Source organism: uncultured Enterococcus sp. (genome assembly GCF_913775425.1).
Classification (GTDB): domain Bacteria; phylum Bacillota; class Bacilli; order Lactobacillales; family Enterococcaceae; genus Enterococcus_G.
Map to the genome: position 1 here is coordinate 1 of NZ_CAJYIS010000019.1, position 20,369 is coordinate 20,369.

The window sequence follows — 20,369 nt, forward strand, 5'->3', positions numbered from 1 at the left end:
ACTCAATAGTGTGGTGGCGATAGCGAGAAGGACACACCTGTTCCCATGCCGAACACAGAAGTTAAGCTTCTTAGCGCCGATTGTAGTGAAGGGTTTCCCTTTGTGAGAGTAGGACGTCGCCATGCAAGTCAAGCAAGAGCTCATGCTCTTGCTTATTTTTTTATAGTCAGTTTGGAGGAGATAGAATGAAACTTATTGTTCGAAATGTAATTCAAATTTTACTTGGTGCATTTATTTTCGCAGTATCTGTAAACTATTTTGCGATTAGTAATGATCTTGGTGAAGGAGGAGTCACAGGGATTACGATGATTTTATATTATCTTTATCAATGGGCACCTGCTTGGACCAATTTGGTTTTAAATGGAATTTTGTTATTGATTGGTTGGAAATTTTTGGATCGAGCAACAGTACTATATACATTAGCTGCAATGGCATTTATGTCTTTTTTCTTGAATCTGACACATGACTGGCATTTTTATACTGATCAACGGATTGTTGCTGCAATAGCCGCAGGATTTTTGATGGGAACCGGAATGGGACTGATCATGCTAGGTAATGGGACGACTGCAGGAAGTGCGATCGTAGCTAAGATATTAAATAAGTTTTTAGGTTGGAATGTGAGTTATGCATTACTATTCATCGATATTTTAGTCGTATTGATTTCGGTGTTTGTTATTGGGATCGAGAGTATGATCTTAACAATTGTTTCACTTTATGTTTCAACTAAAGTCTTGGATTATTTACTTGAAGGGTTTAATCCGAAAAAGGCGATTACAATCATTTCAAAACATCACGTAGAGATCGCACACACGATCGATCAAGAGATTCAGCGCGGGATTACAGTTTTTGATGCTAAAGGCTATTATTCCAAGGAAGAACGCCCGGTCTTGTACATTGTGATTAGTCGTCCACAGTTACTTGCAGTCACAAAAATTATCAATCGTATCGATCCTGAGGCTTTTGTTATTGTCAACGAAGTACAAAATGTGATCGGAGAAGGCTTTACACATCAATTGATGGAAGAAGGAAAAGAGAGCGCATAATCGTTCTCTTTTTTTATTGTTATCATTGATATATACCATTTTAAATAAAAAATAGAAAATATAGCTTAAAAACTTGTAAAAACAGTTTTTTGTGGTATAAATATAGAGTATACCAATTATGAAAGAAGGTTTTTAACAAATGTGCGGAATTGTAGGAGTAATCGGAAATCCACAAACAAAAGATATTTTATTATATGGTTTAGATAAATTAGAATACCGCGGATATGATTCAGCGGGTGTTTTTTTAACAGATGGCACACATCATCACTTAGTGAAATCAAAAGGAAAAATCCAAAACTTAAAAGATAAATTAAATGAAACAGTAAATGGAACAATGGGAATCGGGCATACACGCTGGGCGACACATGGTGTCCCTAGTGAGCACAACGCCCATCCACATACCTCTACTTCTGGTCGTTTTGTATTGGTCCACAATGGTGTGATCGAAAACTTCGATGAATTAAAAGCGAATTTTTTAGTAGAAGATCATTTTATTGGAGAGACTGACACGGAGATCGCGATTCACTTAGTCGCTTATTTCGTTGAAAAAGAAGGATTGTCGACTGCCGATGCGTTTCGTCGTGCATTAAAAGAGATCCACGGATCATACGCATTTGCTATGATCGATCGCGAAGATAAAGATACGATCTATGTAGCTAAAAATAAAAGTCCATTATTGATTGGTTTAGGAGATGGATTTAACGTCATTTGTAGTGATGCGATGGCAATGTTGACTCAAACCAATCGTTTTGTAGAGATCAACGATGGTGAAATGGTATTTGTTCGCGCGGATGAGATCGTGATTGAAGACCAAGCAGGAAATCTTGTGACTCGTGAAGCTTTTGTGACTGAGTTAGATGCAGCGGATACTGAAAAAGGAATGTATCCTTTCTATATGTTAAAAGAAATCGATGAACAACCAGCTGTTTTACGTCGTCTCGCACAGACTTATGTTACAGAAGATGGTCAAACAACAATCGATGATGCGTTATTAGAACATATGAGCCAAAGTGATCGTATTTATGTTGTGGCTTGTGGAACAAGTTATAATGCGGGATGGGCAGCGAAACATGCGATTGAAACGATGACGGGGATTCCAGTCGAACTTCATGTATCTAGTGAAGTCGGGTACCGTTTGCCTATGCTATCTAAAAATCCATTTTTCATTTTCTTAACACAAAGCGGAGAAACTGCAGATAGTCGTCAAGTATTGGTGAAAGTGAATGAATTGAACTTACCAGCTTTAACGATTACAAACGTTGCAGGTTCAACTTTATCACGTGAAGCAACGTATACGTTATTATTGCACGCTGGACCAGAAATCGCAGTGGCGTCTACTAAAGCCTATACCGCACAAGTAACGTTGATGAATCTTTTAGGAAAAGCATTAGGAATGAAATTAAACCGCAAAGAAGCAATCGAATTTGATATTGTACAAGAATTAGGATTCGCAGCAAATGCGATGGATACGATTATTGCAGAAAAAGAAACCATCGATCAGGCGATGAAAGAGTTGTTAGCGACGACACGTAATGCATTTTACATTGGTCGTGGAGCAGATTATTTTGTTTCAATGGAAGCTGCGTTGAAATTAAAAGAAATTTCATATATCCAAACAGAAGGTTTTGCAGCAGGTGAGTTAAAACATGGGACGATCGCGTTAATTGAAGATGGAACACCTGTCTTTGGTTTAGTCACAGATACATTGACTGGCGCACATATGCGTGGGAATTTAAAAGAAGTGGAAAGTCGTGGAGCAAGTACTTTTGTGATTGCTAGCGAAGCATTGGCCAAAGAAGGCGACCAATTGATCGTAGCCAATGTGCATGAGTTTTTAACTCCATTAGTCACTGTTGTTCCGACACAATTGATTGCGTATTATGCATCATTACATCGTGGGTATGATGTTGATAAACCGCGTAATCTAGCAAAAGCAGTAACTGTAGAATAAAAAAATGAGCCAAGGATCCATCTCAAAAAAGCATCATTGCTCACTTTGAGATTCGTATCCGAAGGCTCTTTTTTTAGATATTTTTTTGACGTTTGCGCACTTTTTTTGTCCAAAAACCACCTGAAATATATTTTGGCTCATACGTAATAATGAAGGCTCGTTCTTCTATCGATTTGATCAATTGATAGAGATCGCGTTCATTTTTGCGTGGTGACAAAATCTCGAGGACTAAACGTTCGCCAGACAACCCTTCAGCATGGCTTTGGGTAACGCCATAACCATTATCGCGCAAGACTTTTGGTAAAGCTTTTTCTTCCTCAGTATCGGCTGGTAAAATGACCGTGGTCATAATATATCCTAACGCTAGACGATCCTCGATTTTAATCCCGACACTGACACCCACTGCATACCCTAAAGCATAGACAAATAAATTGATTGGATTACTCAAACGATTTAATACGAGCGAAAGACCTACTATATAGATCGTGATTTCAACCATACTCAGTAAAGGAGCAACAAGGCGATACCCTTTCATCGTCAACATAAAACGAATCGTACTGATCGTTACATAAAAAAAGTTGATGAAAAAGGTCATCAATAAAATTTTAACATCCATTTTTTCACACTCCTTATCCTAAGCCTATCAAATATTCAATTAAAAAGCTTTTAAAATGCTGATAAAACTCACTTTTCTGAGAAAAATTTCATCGCTTGAGGCAATTGTTCACTTAGTTTTGTTGGGAGTACGACATAGTTTTCTTTTGCAAGTTGATCGCCTATATAACTATGGAGTAACACAGCACTGCTTACGCGTTTTGGTAAAGATATTTGCTTGAATTGGGCTACAAAACTACCGATCAGACCAGCTAAAGTATCTCCAGTTCCACCTGTTGCCATACCAGGATTACCGTAAGGATTAAGGTAATCACCAGCAGTCGTATAAATCGTTGTCCGATGGCTTTTGACGACAACTACACTATTGAGTTTTACTTGCGCTTGTTTATTGTTTTCGATCGTTTGAGCATCGATTGATAATCCACTCAAGCGTTCCCATTCTTTTTGATGAGGTGTGAAAATGACTTGTTGAGGATAATTGAAAGTAAACTCCGTTTTGGCAAGTATGGTAATTGCCGAGCCATCGATGATCAAAACATGATGTTCTGCTTGTTGCGCTAAAACTTCCATTAAACGAGTGTGTTCAAATGAATCCACACCCATGCCTGGGCCAATAACAAGGACATCGGTCTGTTTGATTTGCTCATTTAATTGGGTCTGATCATCCCAATCGATCACCATTGCTTCAGGTAAACGAGCGTGTAGCGCTGCGTGATTGACTTTATCTGTCGCCACACTGACTAAACCAGCACCACCATAAAGACAACTGGTTGCAGCCATAATGATGGCTCCGCCGTATTGACGATTGCCGCCAATTAACAATACTCGCCCAAATGTACCTTTGTGGCTATTTTCGGGTCGTTTTTTGATCGTCTCATTTAGTAAGTCAAGGGCTAAAGTTTCCATGTGAATTCCTCCTTTTTCTTTACTGTATCAAAAAAGCGATGATTTCTCATCGCTTTTGTTTTATTCTTGATCATTTAGCGTTTGGTTATTTTCAAACGTAAGATGTTTAAATTTTGTATTAAAGATGACGTATAAACTAATAAACCAAATAGGTGTAATGATCAATGAGATACGTGTATCTGGTAAAATGCCTAAAATCACGACGATCAGAGCTAGAAAGACGAGACTTGTATAGTTTGCAATTCGGCCAAAGGGCAATTTGAATTTTGGTCTCGTTCCATTTGTTTCTTTTGTGACCTTCAAATAGCGTAAGTGACAGACTAAAATCACGCTCCAGATAAATAAGAAACATGCCGTAGAGATCCCTGCAATCAAGTTAAATACATGTGAGGGCATGACATAGTTTAAAATGACGGTCAATGCGATGACGATACTTGAAAGATACAAAGCATTACTTGGTACTTTACGTTCATTGACCTTAGCAAAACGTGCTCCAGCGTGGTTGTTTTCTGCTAAGCCATAAAGCATTCGACTCGTGCTAAAAATCGCACTATTACAAGCAGAAATCGAAGAACTGATTACGACGAAGTTGACCATTGTTGCAGCACCAGCGATTCCAATCGTAGAAAAGACCGTAACAAAGGGACTTTTACTTGGATCGATCATTTTCCAAGGATGCACACTCATAATGACGGCAAGTGAACCGATATAAAAAAGTAAAATCCGTATCGGGATATTGTTGATCGCCTTTGGTAGCACTTTTTCTGGATCTTTTGTCTCACCGGCAGTCAGTCCAACTAATTCGACTCCAGTGAAGGAGAAAACAGCTAATTGAAACGCCAATATAAAGCCAACCCAACCTTTGGGGAAAAAGCCATCAAAACGATACAAATTACGAAAACTTGCTTGATGTGTGCCAAAATCCATTTGCGTCACAATCATATAGCCTCCGACAATGATCAAGGCGACGATTGCTAAAATTTTGATCAACGCAAGCCAAAATTCGATTTCCCCAAATAATTTTACTGACAATAAATTTAACGCCATCAAACTTAATAAGACGATAAATGCAGGCACCCATTGTGGCATACCAGGTAACCAATACCGCATATAAATTCCTGTTGCAGTAAGGTCAGACATCGCTACACTGATCCAACAAAACCAATACGTCCAACCGGTAATAAATCCAGCACGTTTGCCTAAATAATGTTCTGCTAGATCGACAAATGAATGACAATCAAGATTGGAAAGCAATAATTCACCAAGTGCACGCATAATTAAAAATATAAAAAAACCAACAATCAAATAGACAAGTAAAATTGACGGTCCTGCAAGTTCAATCGATTTTCCCGATGCTAAAAATAACCCGGTACCGATTGCTCCACCAATGGAGATCAACTGGACATGTCGATTACTTAATCCTCTTTCTAACGCCATCAAAACATCCTTTCCTTTATGTAGTACATTAGTCTAATTATACTTAAATGAAAATTATATGCAAATTTCTATCAAGAAACATGAAAATAAAATGAGAATAAATTCACTGTTTTTTCTAAAAATTCATTAAATTTACATTTATACTGTCTTCTTTTCTAAATGTTCGGATTTTGGTTAAAAACAAATGTTTTAAAATGAAAAATAACATTTTTTTGAATAAAATTATTGAAAAAAAGATTCAAGAGATTATAATAGGAGAATCTAGTTGAAAGGACCAATGGATAAAATGATGATTGATAAAGTGATCGAAGCTGATTTTTTTCATGTACCAACTCCTAAAACATTAGAGTTTGGTCATGGATTGTTTCTATTAAATGAGCGCGGCATGATTGAAGCGTTGATTTTAGAGAAACAACCGGATTTTGATAGAATAAAAGCAGATGTTATACAACAAGCAAATACAGTCGTGACGATCCCAAAAGGTCAAGTCTTGTTACCAGGATTCATCGATCTACACGTACATGCTCCACAATGGCCACAAGCAGGTATCGCATTAGATGAACCGTTAGCGACTTGGCTAGAGGAATGCACGTTTCCATTAGAAGCAAAGTATGCAGATCTTACGTTTGCAAAGACCGTGTATCAAGATTTGGTTCAACAGTTACTAAGTAGAGGAACAACGACCGCTTTGTATTTTGCTACCGTACATCTTGAAGCCAGTTTAGCATTAGCCGAGATTTGTGGTCGCATGGGGCAAAGGGGACTTGTCGGAAAAGTCGTGATGGATCATGTGGAAACGACACCTGATTTTTATCGTGATGAAAGTTCTAAACAAGCATTGGCTGAAACCGAAGCATTTATACAAGCTGTAAAGAAGATGGAGTATATTCAAGGAGTTTATCCGGTGATCACGCCACGATTTGTTCCGAGTTGTACAGAAGAAGTCTTAGCCGGCTTAGGGAAATTAGCGGCGACGTATCAAGTTCACGTTCAATCTCATTGTAGCGAAAGCCAATGGGAACACGATCACGTTTATGCACGTTTTGGCAAACGCGATACACAAGTACTTGCAGATTTTGGCCTGTTGACACGTAAATCAGTTATGGCACACGGAAACTTTTTAACGCATGAAGATGGCGAGATTTTCCATGAACATCAAAGTGCAGTGGCACATTGTCCGATTTCGAATACGTATTTTGCCAATAGTGTCTTGCCAGTCAAACGATTGCAAAGTCAAGGAGTGACAGTAGGGCTAGGCAGTGATATCTCTGGTGGGTTTTCACCAAGTCTTTATGAAAATATTCGCCAAGCGGTCATGAGTAGTCGCCTGTTAGAAGAAGGTGTCGATGCGAATAAACCTTTAGCTGAACGCGGTGGTCTAGAAAATTCTCGATTATCGTTATTAGATGCCTTTTATTTAGCCACAACAGCAGGCGGACAAGCATTGGACTTGCCGATCGGTTGTTTCAAAGTAGGGTTTGCATTTGATGCCCAAGTAATCGATCCGACACATTCGCATAATCCACTCCCAAATTTTGCATTCGATCAAGCTGAAGCACAATTAGCACGTATTTTATATTTATCCGATCAAAGCAATATTCGTCAAGTCTTTGTCCAAGGAAAACTAGTTCATGAAAAACAGGGGGAAAGATAGTGGAATCAACAACAAAACAAAACGAGAGCAACTTAACGATTGGGGTCAATGATGACATTCCATATAGTCAAGCTCTACTATTAGGTTTACAACATGTATTGGCAATGGACGTGTATGTTCCGCCATTTATCATTGCGACAGCGATTGCGATGTCATCAAGCGATGCATCCGGTTTAATTCAATCAACATTTTTAGGAGCAGGAATTGCTTCGTTGATTCAAGTTCTATTTTTCTTGAAACTCCCAGTATGTCAAGGTCCATCATTCGTACCTGTTGGAGCGATTATCGGTATTTTTCTAGGTTCTAAGGGAATGGATACTGTAATTGGGTCAAGTTTAGTCGGTGCAGCGGCAGTCGTTCTATTAGGTTTTACTGGAATCTATAAACATATCGTCCGTCATTTTATTCCATCTATCGTGAGTGGGACGATTATCATGATTGTAGGCTTGACACTATTACCTTCTGCATTTACAAGTAATATTTATGTGTCTAGCGATGCATTATCAATCAATCAAAATATTTTTCTAGCTATCATTACCGCAGTTATCTTAGTATTGTTTTCGATGCTAGGGGTCTATTTCCCTAAACTAGGTAAAGTATTTCGTATCAGTTCGGTTATCATTGCTTTAGCAGGTGGTACGCTAGTTGCTTCACTAATGGGTGGATTTGATACAACGACTGTTGCCCAAGCACCGTTCTTTAGTTTACCAAAAGTCGCCTTTATCAATTATGGTGTTCATTTTGATTTATCGGCAATCTTAACGATGCTCGTGATCTATTTAGTTTTATTAGCAGAAACGACTGGAACTTGGTATGCGGTAAGCGCAGTGATTGAAGAACCACTGACAGATACGCAAATCAATAAAGGCGTGATCGGGGAAGGAATTGGCTGTTTGATTGCTGCACTTGTTGGAACCACACCAGTTACAGGGTATTCAACGAACGCTGGGATCATCTCGATCACTGGTGTCGCTAGTCGCAAAGTCTTCATCGTCGCTTCAGGTTGGTTTATTGCGTTATCATTTTTAGGAAAATTATCTAGTTTGATCAATGCGATCCCAACTGCAGTCATTGGTGGAGTATTTGCGGTCGTTTGCGTGATCATTATGTTAAGCGGGTTCCGTGTCATCAAACATGAGGAATTTTCTGAGCGTGAACTATATATTATTGGGGTACCATTGATTTGTGCGATTGGATTATTGTTTATGCCTGCAGAGGTGAAACAATCTGCACCACAATTTGTCCAATACTTATTGGATTCGCCGATTGCCATCAGTGCGATCGTAGCGATTGTGATGAATAAATTAATTCCAGCGACAAAAACTGTAGCCTAAAAAGAGTAGCTTTTGCTACTCTTTTTTTTATAAAACGAGCATTGTCTCCTATCTTTTGAGAGTAGTTGTGATATACTGAACACTTGGAAATACAATCCATTTTCAAAATGAATGATCGACAAGTTTTGACGATTAAAGGGGAAAAGATACATGAACAAGTTAAAAGTACAAGATTTAATTGCGACAGGAATTTATACGGCTATTTATTTCTTGATGATGAGTGTTTGCTTATTAGTATTACGATTTATTATTCCAGGATTTCATAATTTATTTATTCCAGGAGTTAGTGCGATGTTTACGGGGATCGTCTATTTATTATTGATCAAACGCGTCCCTAAATTTGGTGCAATTACGATTATGGGGAGCGTCGTTGGTATTTTCTTTTTATTTACGGGACATTTTCCACTAGCTGCCGTACCGAATATCGTATTTGCTTTCTTAGCAGATCTCATCCAAACAAAAACAAAAATTTCTGAAAAATTACGTACATTGATCAGTTACATTGTGTTTAGTTTTGGACTCATGGGACCGATTCTACCGTTGTGGTTTATGAAGAATGCGTACCAAGCGTCTTTAGTTGCTAGAGGAAAAGATCAAGCATATTTAGACAAAGTATTTGAACATGTGACAATGAATGTCTTTTATGCAAGTATGGCCCTCGTGTTCTTTGGTTCGATCTTTGGGTTTTATTTAGGAAGTTATTTATTTAATAAGCATTTTAAAAAGACAGCATAATAGGAGGTCGTATGACTTACAATTATCTAAAATTTGACCCACGTAGCAAGCTGTGTGTGGTCTTTTTTGCGAGTATTTCGTTGATGTTTCCATTATCGTTTCTATTAGAGTGCATCATGATCGGTTTGATGTTTAGCTGTTTAGTCTTAAGTGGCTCATTTAAAAAAGGCTTATTTTTTGTTGGCGTATTCTTTGCACTTTTTGCAGCAGACCAATTTTTATTTTATTATGTACCCTCTTTTATTGGCGCGTTGCTCGACTTTTTAGCAGTTGGCAATCGTCGTCTTTTGCCAACGATCATGGCCGTCACATTTGCATTAGATCACACAAAAATCAGTGAATGGTTGGCAGCCTTACAACGCTTGCGTATTCCTGCGACTGTGTTGGTTCCGTTAGCGATTTTATTTCGCTTTTTTCCAATGGCGATCAAAGAGATTCTTTATGTCAGACGGGCGATGAAATTTAGAGGAATTGCAGTATCCTTTTTTGCCTTATTTCGTCATCCATTGCAGACGATGGAATATCTATTTGTTCCCTTATTGCTTTCTGCAGAAGAAACATCACTGAATCTTTCGGCTAGTGCGTTGGTTAGAGGATTAGGAAATAAAAATGAGCACACAAGTTACTATCAACTACGCTTAAAAAGCTATGATTATATCTTAATTGGTGTAATCGTAGGGTGTTTACTCATAAGGATGTGGATAAAATGATTACAGTAAAACAAGCTGGATTTACGACAAAAGATCAAGTGGCTATTTTAAACGCATTAGATTTTGATGTTCATACTGGTGAATGCATCGTGATCTGTGGACCAAGCGGGAGTGGGAAATCAACACTATTTAATGTGTTAAATGGCTTATATCCAGAACTTTATGAAGGAGAGGTTACAGGTAGTTGGAGGGTGTTTGATCAACAATTGCCTGCAGCTGATTTTGCAACGTACATCGAAAAATTTGGTGTCGTATTTCAAAATCCCAAAACACATTTTTTTACAACAGATGTACTTTCAGAATTAGCTTTTGTCATGGAAAATTTTGGGTATGAATCTGCAGTGATCAGACAGCGTGTCGCTCAACAGATCAAAGATTTTGCTCTAGAACCGATCCAAGATGCGAGCGTTTTTTCACTATCTGGAGGTCAAAAACAACAAGTCTCGATTGCAGCTGCGACGATGCTCGCACCTAAATTGGTATTATTGGATGAACCGGCTAGTAATTTAGACTTCACCGCATTAAAACGTCTGAAAGAGGCATTGTTGAAATTAAAAGCACAAGGGGTCACGATTTTGATTGCGGAGCATCGCTTGGCTTATTTGGTTGATATTGCAGATCATTTTTTTGTTTTTGCGAACGGACAAATGATCCGAAAATTTACAACAAAACAAATGCTTGCGTTGACGCCATCAGAGCATCAAGCGCTAGGGCTACGTCAATTAGTGGACACAAAAGATACAGTGGATCCACTCATTCAGCCGGCCACGATCTCTTTGACGTTTGAAGAGGTGCGCTATCGCTATCGTAAACAAAAAGAATGGGCGTTGAGTATTCCGAGTTTGACGATAAACAATCAAGAAATTATCGGAATCACTGGAGAAAATGGTGCGGGAAAATCGACATTTTTTCAAGTACTTTCCGGCTTAGTTCGTTTAAAAAAAGGCCAAATTTCTTTAAATGGAGATGTAATGAAAGCAAAAGCACGAATCGATGCATGTTTTTTTGTCATGCAAGATGTAAACCTTCAATTGTTTTTTGAGACAGTACGCAAAGAACTGTTGGTAAAAGCAAAGGTACCCGAGCGTTTTGATGAAATTTGCGAGCGTTTTAATTTAACAAGCCTACTCGATCGGCATCCTCATACGTTATCTGGTGGTGAAAAACAACGTGTAGTGATTGCTAGTGCTATCTTATCCGGTAAAAAGATCTTATTATTCGATGAACCAACGAGTGGATTGGATTTTAAGAATATGATGCAAGTCAGCGCCTTGTTACGTGAATTAGCTGAGCAAGGGTTGATGATTTTAGTGATTAGCCATGACCAAGAGTTTTTAAATCAAACAGCCCACCGTATCTTACAATTTGAAAAAGGTCAGATCATTGCTGGATAAAGCCGTTTATTCAGAGTGATCTGGCTTTTTTGTGTTACACTAATGGTACTATTTTTAGGAGGGATTAAATCATGGATATGTTTCAACCATTTACTATTAAGGGAATGACTGTAAAAAATCGTGTGGTCATGCCGCCAATGTGTCAATATTCGGTTACTAAAAAAGATGGACAAGTGAATGATTGGCACAAACAACACTATACAAGTCGCGCAGTTGGACAAGCTGGAACACTCATTATCGAAATGACTGATGTATCACCAGAAGGACGAATCACTGATTATGATTTAGGGCTTTGGGACGATGAGCAAATCGCTCCATTAAAAGAAATGATTGCATCGATAAAGTCAGTGGAACCTGATGTAAAAATTGGAATTCAATTAGCACATGCTGGTCGTAAAGCAGAAGATGCGCCACAAAGTGTGGCTCCATCAGCACTGGCATTTTCTGATGAATATCAAACACCACATGCTTTGACGACAGCTGAAACGCAAGCGATGGTACAAAAATTTCAAGATGCGGCAGTTCGTGCATTAAAAGCTGGCGTCGATTTTATTGAATTGCATGGCGCTCATGGCTATTTGATCCATCAATTTCAATCTAAATTGACAAATCAAAGAACGGATATGTATCAAGATGTGACGTTATTTGGAGTAGAGGTCATTCAAGCAGTTAAAGAAGTGATGCCAACGACGATGCCTTTATTTTTTAGAATTAGCGCGTTAGAATATGCACCTAAAGGATACGATCTAACAGAAGGCTGTCGCTTAGCAAAAGCCTATCAAAAAGCAGGTGTGGATGTATTTCATGTCAGTACAGGAGGCGAAAGTCAATTTGGGCCTACGACTTCACCAAAAGGATACCAACTAGAAGCTGCTGTGGCCATTAAATCTGCTACAGGATTACCAGTTATCGCAGTAGGTCGTTTAGAAGAACCGATTTTTGCAGCAGGAGTGATTGAAGGAGGTCAAGCTGATATGGTCGCGATTGGTCGTGGTATGTTAGCAGATCCTTACTGGACGATCCATGCTGCACAGCAAACAGGGAAAACAATAACCGTTCCCACACAATATCAACGTGGCATTCGGTTTTAAAAGAGGGCGTGACAGTTTTATGTCACGCCCCTTCTTTTTTTTCAGATAATAATTCATGGATGATGTCGATCAATTGAGTACGAATCAGTGAATTTGGCGCTTCATGACTACGAACTAAAGAGACCCAAAAACGGGGCTGATCTGCATCTGTGATTGGAATCTTGATTAATTGATCTTCATCAAAAATCGCCATTTCGGTTAAAAAACCGATTCCGATATTTGCGCGAATCATGCTTTTTAAAATAGCTAAATCCTGTCCTTGATGTCGAATCAACGGACTGATATGCGCCTGGGTTGCGAATGCTTTTAGCGCCATAGGGTGGATATAGTGTTCATTTAAAAGTAGAAATTCTTCTTGTGCGAGTTCGCGAAAAGAGATAGAGTCACGTGTAGCTAAATAGTGCTCAGGACTGACCACGATTACAAAATCACGGATCATCAACACTTCACTGATCAGATGAGGATCGCGTAAAGGTTGGATGGAGCCGACCACACCCATATCGATGCGACCCATTTTTAAACGCTTGGTCAATTCATTAGAGCCGCCTTCAATAATTTCTAAATAGTCTAGTAGTTGGTCGCGAATCAGGGCTTGTGAAAACTCATGGAAAAAGTAGTTGCCAATGATTGGTGGAAGACCAAAACGCACCTTTTCTTCGCTAAGTTGCATCAGTTCTTTTTTTGCGATCGCCAGTTCGGTCAGTAAACTTGTAGCATGATGTGAAAAAAGCTTACCTGCCGCAGTCAATTCAACTTTATGGTGAGATTGATCACGTACAAATAAGACGACACCGAGTTCATTTTCGATGCGTTTGATGGCATACGTAACAGTAGGTTGGCTTACCTTGAAAAAATGAGCCACTTTTGTGAAATTTTTTTCGGTAACCAATTGTTGGAAATATTCGATATCTTTAAAATTCATTGTTATACCAGCCTTTTTTGCTTCATATAAAAATATTTTATCATAGTTCGTAAATTTGACTATAGTTTTTTACTCGGAGTAAAGTAGTTCTTGTAAAACAAAACGAGCAAAATAGCTGATTATTTCCTTTCGAACGGATTGATCCGAAAAGCAAAGCATAGAATCTGCCAATTCTATTTTTTGCTTTTTCCGATGATTGTTTTGATTTTTGCACAAGTATGGTGCAGTATAAATCGACTAAAGTGAGCCTTTTTTTATAAAGGGTCACTTTTTTTGTGAAAAATTTGACCCTATGGATAGAACTTGTTATTCTAGAGCAGATATAGGGAAAGTGGGGAATGGATACGTGCTTGAAATCGTAACAAAAGTAGCATCAATTATATTATTGGATATTGTGTTAAGTGGGGATAACGCCGTGGCTATTGCACTAGCAACCAAGCGTTTAGATGAGAAAAGTCGGAAGAAAGCGATTTTTATTGGAACAGCAGGGGCCATCGTACTACGTGTCTTACTGATGTTGATTGCGATTCAAATTTTAGCTATTCCATATGTGAAAATCATTGGTAGCTTATTATTGTTTTATATTGCCTATGATCTTTTAGTAGCCAATGAAGAACCTGACGACTCGTCTAAAGCAACGACATCTTTTATGTCCGCGATCGGAACGATTATGGTCGCAGATTTGATCATGAGCTTGGATAATATTTTGTCGATCGCTGGAGTAGCATCAGATAATCAATGGCTCGCTTTATTAGGACTTGCCATTAGCATTCCGCTAATTATTTTTGGCAGTCAGTTGGTGTTAGGATTAATGGATCGCTTCCCGATTTTAGTTTGGATCGGTGCATTATTGATTGCCTATACAGCTGGCAAAATGTTCATTGAAGACCATCTAACGGCTGATTTTGTGAATCATATTGTACCAAATATCAGTCATACTATTGTGATTCCGTTGATGTTTTGTGTGGTGTTGTTTTTGTTTTATCAATTATTCAGTCGCAAAAAGGTGCAGTCTTATAAATAAAAAAAACTTGAGTAGTAACTACTCAAGTTTTTTTGTGCAATAAGCATTGTAATCGATAGGTGCATCGCCAACAATGACGTGATAATCTAGCGTATCTTCTTTTAGATCATGAACGATCAATAAGCGTTCATTTTTTGCTTCGAATTTGCCGATGGTAAATAAAACGAATCGATCAGCGATGACTTCAGAATCTTTGATAAATTTAGAGAAGACAGTGCGAACATGTTGCACTTTTGTAAGGCGATCTTGTGCTTTTTCAGCAGCTTTTGTTAGTGTAAATCCTTGGTCTAAATAATATTTGATCATTTCAACCATCACAACAGCTTGTAATCGATACGACCGATGAGTAGATGTTTCTGGATTAATCGATGTAATATAGCCTTTTTCTTCCCAATAGCGTAACTGACGTGGCGAGGTTTGGCTCATTTTACTCAATTCACTGATTCCAATTCGCAGTTCATCACTTTCTAACCATTTGCGTAAGGTTGAAAACATGGGTATCCTTCTTTCTTGATAATTAATCTACCTCGATTATACTTTTATTTCCAAGTGTGTCAAGTTAGTTGACAAAGAATCGAAAACAGTTTAAAGTATAGCATGCTGCATCAGAATTTTGAGTTATGAAAGGAAGGTCCACCATGAAAGAAAATCAAGCTGTCGATATATATGGCAAACCCTATAATCGAACGCTATTAGTTGCGGTTTTATTAATCGGAACATTTTGTACGGTATTAAATCAAACGCTGTTAACTACAGCATTTCCAACTTTAATGAAAACATTTGATATCACTGCAGCAACAGTGCAGTGGTTAACAACTGGCTTTTTATTAGTAAATGGGATTATGATCCCAATTTCAGCATGGATGATGAACAAGTTTACTTCTCGTGCGTTGTATTTATGGTCAATGACCGTGTTCTTGATCGGAACAATTTTATGTTTTGCGGCAACTAGTTTCCCAATCTTATTAGCTGGACGTTTGGTACAAGCTGCTGGTGTTGGGATTTCGATTCCATTATTGCAAAACATCATGTTAACAATCTTCCCTCCAGAAAAACGCGGAGCAGCGTTAGGTGCAACTGGGATTGTTATTGGATTAGCTCCAGCTTTAGGACCAACATTATCTGGTTGGATCATCGATCACTATTCTTGGCGTGATCTATTTGGTATGATCATTCCAATCGTGATTATTGTATTGATCCTAGCCTTTTTCATGATGAAGAGTGTGATTCCATTATCGAATCCTGCAATCGATATTCCGTCGATTTTAATGTCTTCTGTCGGTTTTGGCTCACTTCTTTATGCCTTCTCAAGTGTCGGTGACGATGGCTGGGAGAGTATGAAAGTATGGTCATTTATGATCGTTGGGATCATTGTGATCGCCATTTTTAGTATCCGTCAATTGAAATTAGATACACCATTTTTAGAATTACGTGTGTTTAAATCACCGATCTTTACGATTGCGTCGATTTTATCAGGTGTAACCAATATGGCCTTGATTGGAGCTGAAATGGTGTTACCGTTATACATCCAAAATATTCGTGGTGAATCAGCTTTCCATTCTGGATTGATGTTACTACCAGGAGCATTGGCTTTAGGGGTAATGATGCCGATTACCGGAATTATTTTTGATAAAATCGGAGCTAAACGCTTAGCCATTACGGGGATGTTTTTATTGACTGCCGCTACGGCACCCTTTATGTTTTTAACTGAAACGACCCCGGTGATTTACATCATCGTATTATATGGGATCCGGATGTTCGCGATCTCGATGGTGATGATGCCGGTTACGACTTCTGGAATGAATGCTCTACCACAAAAATTAGTCACACACGGTACAGCTGTGAACAATACATTTAGACAAGTAGCAAGTTCAGTAGGAACAGCCATCTTGATCAGTGTGTTGACAAATCGTATCAATGATTCAATGCCTAAAAAAGCTGTGTTAGATGCAACACCGTTAACCTATAAAGCACAAGCAACTTCAGCAATGCTTGATGGCTATCATGCAGCCTTTTTAGTAGCTGTTGGGTTTAGTTTGATCGGATTGATCATTGCTTTCTTTATCACCAATAAAGTTGTAGCAACTAAAGCTGAAAAGGAGGCGATCGCAAAATGATTTTAGTGATTTTAGTGATTAGTGCTCTATTATTTGCAGGAAGTTTTATTTTTGCGAAATCAGCGATTCAAAACACCATCGCCGTCGTGTTAGGGTTAGTGTTTATTGCTAGCTTGACGTTGGTCACATTGAATTATTCACAACATTTCGGTATGGAAAAAGTAACTGTTACGACTAAAGACAAGGGGCAAACTCTTTATAGTTCGATCAATAGTGAAGGAGTCAATGTTTTGATGTATCAACCTTTAGGGGATGGTACGGAAAAAGTGTACTTGTATAATACGAAACAAGATCAAAAAACACCTGCCAAAACAGGAACTGATCATGTCGTAAATGAAGTGAAAAAAGCAAGTGGTGATCAAGCGACCTTAGTTCAAAGTAAGACCTATTGGGAATATCAAAGCGATTGGTCACGTTTATTATTTGGGATCGCAGATAATGATCATGAACTAACGGAAGAACACAATACATTTTATTTACCTGAAACTTGGACTGAATTAACAGTTGATCAAGTCAAAGCATTTGGGGAATTGATGGCCAAACAGCAAGATCAATTAAAAAAAGACGGCAAAACTTATGTAACAGAGCAAGTGATGGCAGCGATGAAGAAAAATCCAGCCTTATCTGCTGCAGAGCAAAAAGCCTTGACGGAAAAAGCAACGGCTGAATTTCAAGCGCAAGCGATTCAAAAAGCCTTAGCAGAAGTCAAATCGAAATAAAAAAGAAACCATTCATTTGAAAAGATGAATGGTTTCTTTTTTTTGAATCACTTATAATGAGCAGTAGAAAGGTGTGAGCTGATGACAAAAAAAGAGCAAGTTTTTCATTTTTTAGCTGAACAGTCAGAACCTATGAGTGCAAGTGAGCTCGCTCAAGCATTACAGCTTGATCGTACGAATGCTAGTCGCTATTTAAATGAGTTAGTCAAAGAACATAAAGTGATGAAAACCGACGAACGACCGGTAAAGTATAGTGTCATTGATTTAGAACTTCCAATGCTTTCATTTCGTGATTTGATTGGAGCAGAGGATTCATTAAAAAATGCGATCCAAAAAGCAAAAGCGGCAATGCTCTATCCTCCACACGGTTTGCCAACTTTATTATTTGGAGAAACGGGAACAGGGAAAACTTTATTTGCAGAGTGTATGTATCAATTTGCATTAGAAGCCAATGTTTTAGATCATACTGCGCCTTTTATTACATTTAACTGTGCTGATTATGCACAAAATCCGCAGTTGCTTTTTGCGCATATTTTTGGAGTATATAAAGGGGCTTATACAGATGCAAAAACACAAGTCGGTCTAGTTGCTCAAGCCGACAAAGGCGTATTGTTTTTAGATGAGATTCACCGCTTACCTCCAGAAGGACAAGAAATGTTATTTACGTTTATTGATAAAGGAAGTTATCGACCACTAGGCGCGCAAGAAGAGCACCATGCAACCGTGCAAATCATTGGGGCTACGACAGAGACAAGCAGTATGTTTTTAGAAACATTCACTAGACGCATCCCAATGCAAATCGAATTGCCACCGTTAGCGAAACGAACGCTACATGAGCGCTTTGGGATTATTGAGGACTTTTTGCAACAAGAAGCCAATCGTTTAAATAAAAGTATCGAGATCGATCGTCAAAGTGTCTTGGCTTTTTTGACCTATGAAACTAAAGGGAATGTGGGACAGTTAAAACGGGACCTGAAGTTAGTCTGCGCAAAAGCATTTTTACATTTTGCAACGAATAAGGAAACTGTGAGTCTACAAATCGAAAAAAATGATCTGCCTTTAGCGATTCAAAAAGGGCTATTGCGATTAAATGACTATACAGAACAGTTAAATCTTTTGGTCCATCCGCAAAAAACGCGACTATTATTTGAACCGGGTGAAACCAGAGGAGTCTGGTCCCAAGATCAGACAGCTAAGATGGATGTCTACCAGACCATTACTTATACTTTAGATACGTTAGAAGAAAATGATATTCCACCGCTAGATTTGGAACAGCTGATCGAAAAAGATGTCGAACATTATTTTGATTCCTATATCGAAGATTTGTCTCATAGTTCGATGTATCAAGAAATCATTAGCAGTACATTATGGGAACTTGTCAATCAATTTTTTGATCAAGCACAAGAAAAATTTCAACGAAGCTACTCTGAGAAAAATCGTTTTGCATTTGCCTTACACGTGCAAGCGATGATTGAACGATTGCGTCAAAAAAAACAAATCACCTATCCTGATCTCAATGGTGTCAGACGCAAGCATTTGCTAGAATTTCAGCTAGCGATGGAAATTGCATTAAGAATTGAAGAAAATTATCAAATCGATATTCCTTTAGACGAAATCGGCTTTTTAACGATGTTTTTTGTCGAAGAAGCTGCACACGAAAAGCCAGTGCCACATACAGTTGCCGTGATGGTAATCATGCATGGTGAATCGACTGCGTCAAGTATGCTAAAAACAGCTCAGACGCTTTTAGGAACAACTAAAGGAATGGCTTTTGATATGCCGTTACAAATGAAAACAGAGCAAGTCTATCAAGTGATCCAACAAGAGCTAGAGCAACACCAAGAATACTATGAAAAAGGGATCATTTTTTTAACCGATATGGGTTCACCCAATACCTTTAGTCAATTGATTGCAGCTGAATACCAAATTCCGACTGCCACAGTCGCTTTTTCGAGTACCATGCTGGTCATAGAAAGCTTACGTATGGCTAGTGCTGGACGTAGTGTGAGTGAAATCAGCCAAAGTATTCGTCAATCATTACTGGCTTCTTTAAATGCAGAAGATCCCATAACTGCAAAAAAAGCGGCGATTTTAGTGACATGCTATACGGGTGCTGGTGTTGCAAAGTTAACAGAATCGATTTTAACTGAAATCGTAGATCCGAAACAAGCTACGATCATTACGTTGCCTTTTTTAGACCAATCACGATTTGACGATGATTACCAACAAATCGTTCAAAACTATCAAATTATCGGGATGATCGGAACCCATAAAGATCCTACGAAAACACAACCATTTTTAGCTGTAGCAGACTTTTTTGATCCCAAAATACGGCAGCTCTTTTTTGAAACGATCGGGATCACTTTGCAGACACAGCAAAAAGCTGATCAAGTATTTGATGCTTATCTACAGCTAGCGACACGATATGTCAAACAATTGACGCACTACTTTTCACTAGATGAAGAAGCACAAGAAGGATTGAAGATGCATATTGCTGCTGCATTGAAACGACAACAAGATCCTGAATGGCGATTAGAAAAAAGTCCATTTTTGGAATTGGATCAAGCTATTTTCGATAAGATTACACAACTGAATCAGCAGTTCATTACTCAATACGAGCAAGGTTTGGTTTTGGAAGAAGTAAAAAATATTACCTATCTCGTACAAAATTTACAACAAAACAGTTAGAATTACACACTGTGTGATTTTTTTTAGAT

General features: G+C 38.4%; 17 protein-coding genes and 1 rRNA gene. 13 read left to right on the forward strand and 5 right to left on the reverse strand.

All coding sequences use genetic code 11. The features are described from left to right. The first annotated feature begins 9 nt into the window (after window positions 1-9). The 3 genes from rrf to glmS all read left to right on the forward strand — a co-directional run bounded on the left by rrf (window position 10) and on the right by glmS (window position 2,994). Window positions 10-125 (forward strand): 5S ribosomal RNA (gene rrf, locus QZ413_RS01925). A gap of 60 nt (window positions 126-185) precedes the next feature. Continuing rightward, window positions 186-1,043 (forward strand): YitT family protein, encoded by an 858-nt coding sequence (locus QZ413_RS01930; protein ID WP_297075696.1) that lies wholly within the window; start codon window positions 186-188, stop codon window positions 1,041-1,043. A gap of 139 nt (window positions 1,044-1,182) precedes the next feature. After that, window positions 1,183-2,994 (forward strand): glutamine--fructose-6-phosphate transaminase (isomerizing), encoded by a 1,812-nt coding sequence (gene glmS, locus QZ413_RS01935; RefSeq protein ID WP_297075699.1) that lies wholly within the window; start codon window positions 1,183-1,185, stop codon window positions 2,992-2,994. Between the two features lie 73 nt (window positions 2,995-3,067). Here the strand turns inward: glmS and QZ413_RS01940 are convergent, their stop codons facing one another. The 3 genes from QZ413_RS01940 to QZ413_RS01950 all read right to left on the reverse strand — a co-directional run bounded on the left by QZ413_RS01940 (window position 3,068) and on the right by QZ413_RS01950 (window position 5,952). After that, window positions 3,068-3,610, reverse strand: a complete 543-nt coding sequence (locus QZ413_RS01940) for a DUF2179 domain-containing protein (protein WP_297075702.1) — start codon at window positions 3,608-3,610, stop codon at window positions 3,068-3,070. Window positions 3,611-3,678: 68 nt separating this feature from the next. Beyond that, window positions 3,679-4,515, reverse strand: a complete 837-nt coding sequence (locus tag QZ413_RS01945) for an NAD(P)H-hydrate dehydratase (protein WP_297075706.1) — start codon at window positions 4,513-4,515, stop codon at window positions 3,679-3,681. 60 nt (window positions 4,516-4,575) lie between these two features. Continuing rightward, complete coding sequence (locus tag QZ413_RS01950) at window positions 4,576-5,952, reverse strand: amino acid permease (protein WP_297075709.1); 1,377 nt, start codon at window positions 5,950-5,952, stop codon at window positions 4,576-4,578. Window positions 5,953-6,238: 286 nt separating this feature from the next. Between QZ413_RS01950 and guaD the strand changes: the two genes are divergently transcribed. The 6 genes from guaD (at window position 6,239) to QZ413_RS01980 (ending at window position 12,870) form a co-directional block, all read left to right on the forward strand. Continuing rightward, complete coding sequence (gene guaD, locus QZ413_RS01955; protein WP_297075773.1) at window positions 6,239-7,606, forward strand: guanine deaminase; 1,368 nt, start codon at window positions 6,239-6,241, stop codon at window positions 7,604-7,606. Further along, complete coding sequence (locus QZ413_RS01960; protein ID WP_297075711.1) at window positions 7,606-8,940, forward strand: uracil-xanthine permease family protein; 1,335 nt, start codon at window positions 7,606-7,608, stop codon at window positions 8,938-8,940. Before guaD ends, QZ413_RS01960 begins: the two co-directional genes overlap by 1 nt. Before the next feature lie 150 nt (window positions 8,941-9,090). Continuing rightward, on the forward strand, window positions 9,091-9,675 hold the full coding sequence (locus tag QZ413_RS01965) for an MptD family putative ECF transporter S component (RefSeq protein ID WP_297075713.1): 585 nt from the start codon (window positions 9,091-9,093) through the stop codon (window positions 9,673-9,675). Window positions 9,676-9,686: 11 nt separating this feature from the next. Continuing rightward, entirely contained in the window at window positions 9,687-10,385 is a 699-nt protein-coding gene (locus QZ413_RS01970; RefSeq protein WP_297075714.1) for an energy-coupling factor transporter transmembrane component T, read from the forward strand. After that, window positions 10,382-11,779, forward strand: coding sequence for an ABC transporter ATP-binding protein (locus QZ413_RS01975; protein ID WP_297075715.1), 1,398 nt, complete (start codon window positions 10,382-10,384; stop codon window positions 11,777-11,779). The genes QZ413_RS01970 and QZ413_RS01975 overlap by 4 nt, the downstream gene beginning before the upstream one ends. Window positions 11,780-11,850: 71 nt before the next feature. Next, window positions 11,851-12,870 (forward strand): NADH:flavin oxidoreductase/NADH oxidase, encoded by a 1,020-nt coding sequence (locus QZ413_RS01980; RefSeq protein WP_297075717.1) that lies wholly within the window; start codon window positions 11,851-11,853, stop codon window positions 12,868-12,870. A 22-nt stretch (window positions 12,871-12,892) separates the two neighbouring features. Here QZ413_RS01980 and QZ413_RS01985 read toward each other — a convergent pair whose 3' ends face one another. Then, complete coding sequence (locus QZ413_RS01985; RefSeq protein WP_297075720.1) at window positions 12,893-13,792, reverse strand: LysR family transcriptional regulator; 900 nt, start codon at window positions 13,790-13,792, stop codon at window positions 12,893-12,895. Between the two features lie 346 nt (window positions 13,793-14,138). Between QZ413_RS01985 and QZ413_RS01990 the strand changes: the two genes are divergently transcribed. After that, window positions 14,139-14,816, forward strand: coding sequence for a TerC family protein (locus QZ413_RS01990; RefSeq protein WP_297075723.1), 678 nt, complete (start codon window positions 14,139-14,141; stop codon window positions 14,814-14,816). 18 nt (window positions 14,817-14,834) lie between these two features. On the opposite strand, the gene QZ413_RS01995 is transcribed toward QZ413_RS01990, so the two are convergent. Continuing rightward, window positions 14,835-15,311 carry a MerR family transcriptional regulator gene (locus tag QZ413_RS01995; RefSeq protein WP_297075726.1) on the reverse strand — a complete coding sequence of 159 codons (477 nt, stop codon included), beginning with the start codon at window positions 15,309-15,311 and terminating at the stop codon, window positions 14,835-14,837. A 143-nt stretch (window positions 15,312-15,454) separates the two neighbouring features. On the opposite strand from QZ413_RS01995, the gene QZ413_RS02000 reads away from it, so the two are divergent. The 3 genes from QZ413_RS02000 to QZ413_RS02010 all read left to right on the forward strand — a co-directional run bounded on the left by QZ413_RS02000 (window position 15,455) and on the right by QZ413_RS02010 (window position 20,340). Beyond that, entirely contained in the window at window positions 15,455-16,933 is a 1,479-nt protein-coding gene (locus tag QZ413_RS02000) for an MDR family MFS transporter (RefSeq protein ID WP_297075729.1), read from the forward strand. Then, complete coding sequence (locus QZ413_RS02005; protein WP_297075731.1) at window positions 16,930-17,652, forward strand: DUF4811 domain-containing protein; 723 nt, start codon at window positions 16,930-16,932, stop codon at window positions 17,650-17,652. Before QZ413_RS02000 ends, QZ413_RS02005 begins: the two co-directional genes overlap by 4 nt. Before the next feature lie 81 nt (window positions 17,653-17,733). Then, complete coding sequence (locus tag QZ413_RS02010; RefSeq protein WP_297075733.1) at window positions 17,734-20,340, forward strand: sigma-54-dependent transcriptional regulator; 2,607 nt, start codon at window positions 17,734-17,736, stop codon at window positions 20,338-20,340. Window positions 20,341-20,369 lie beyond the last annotated feature (29 nt).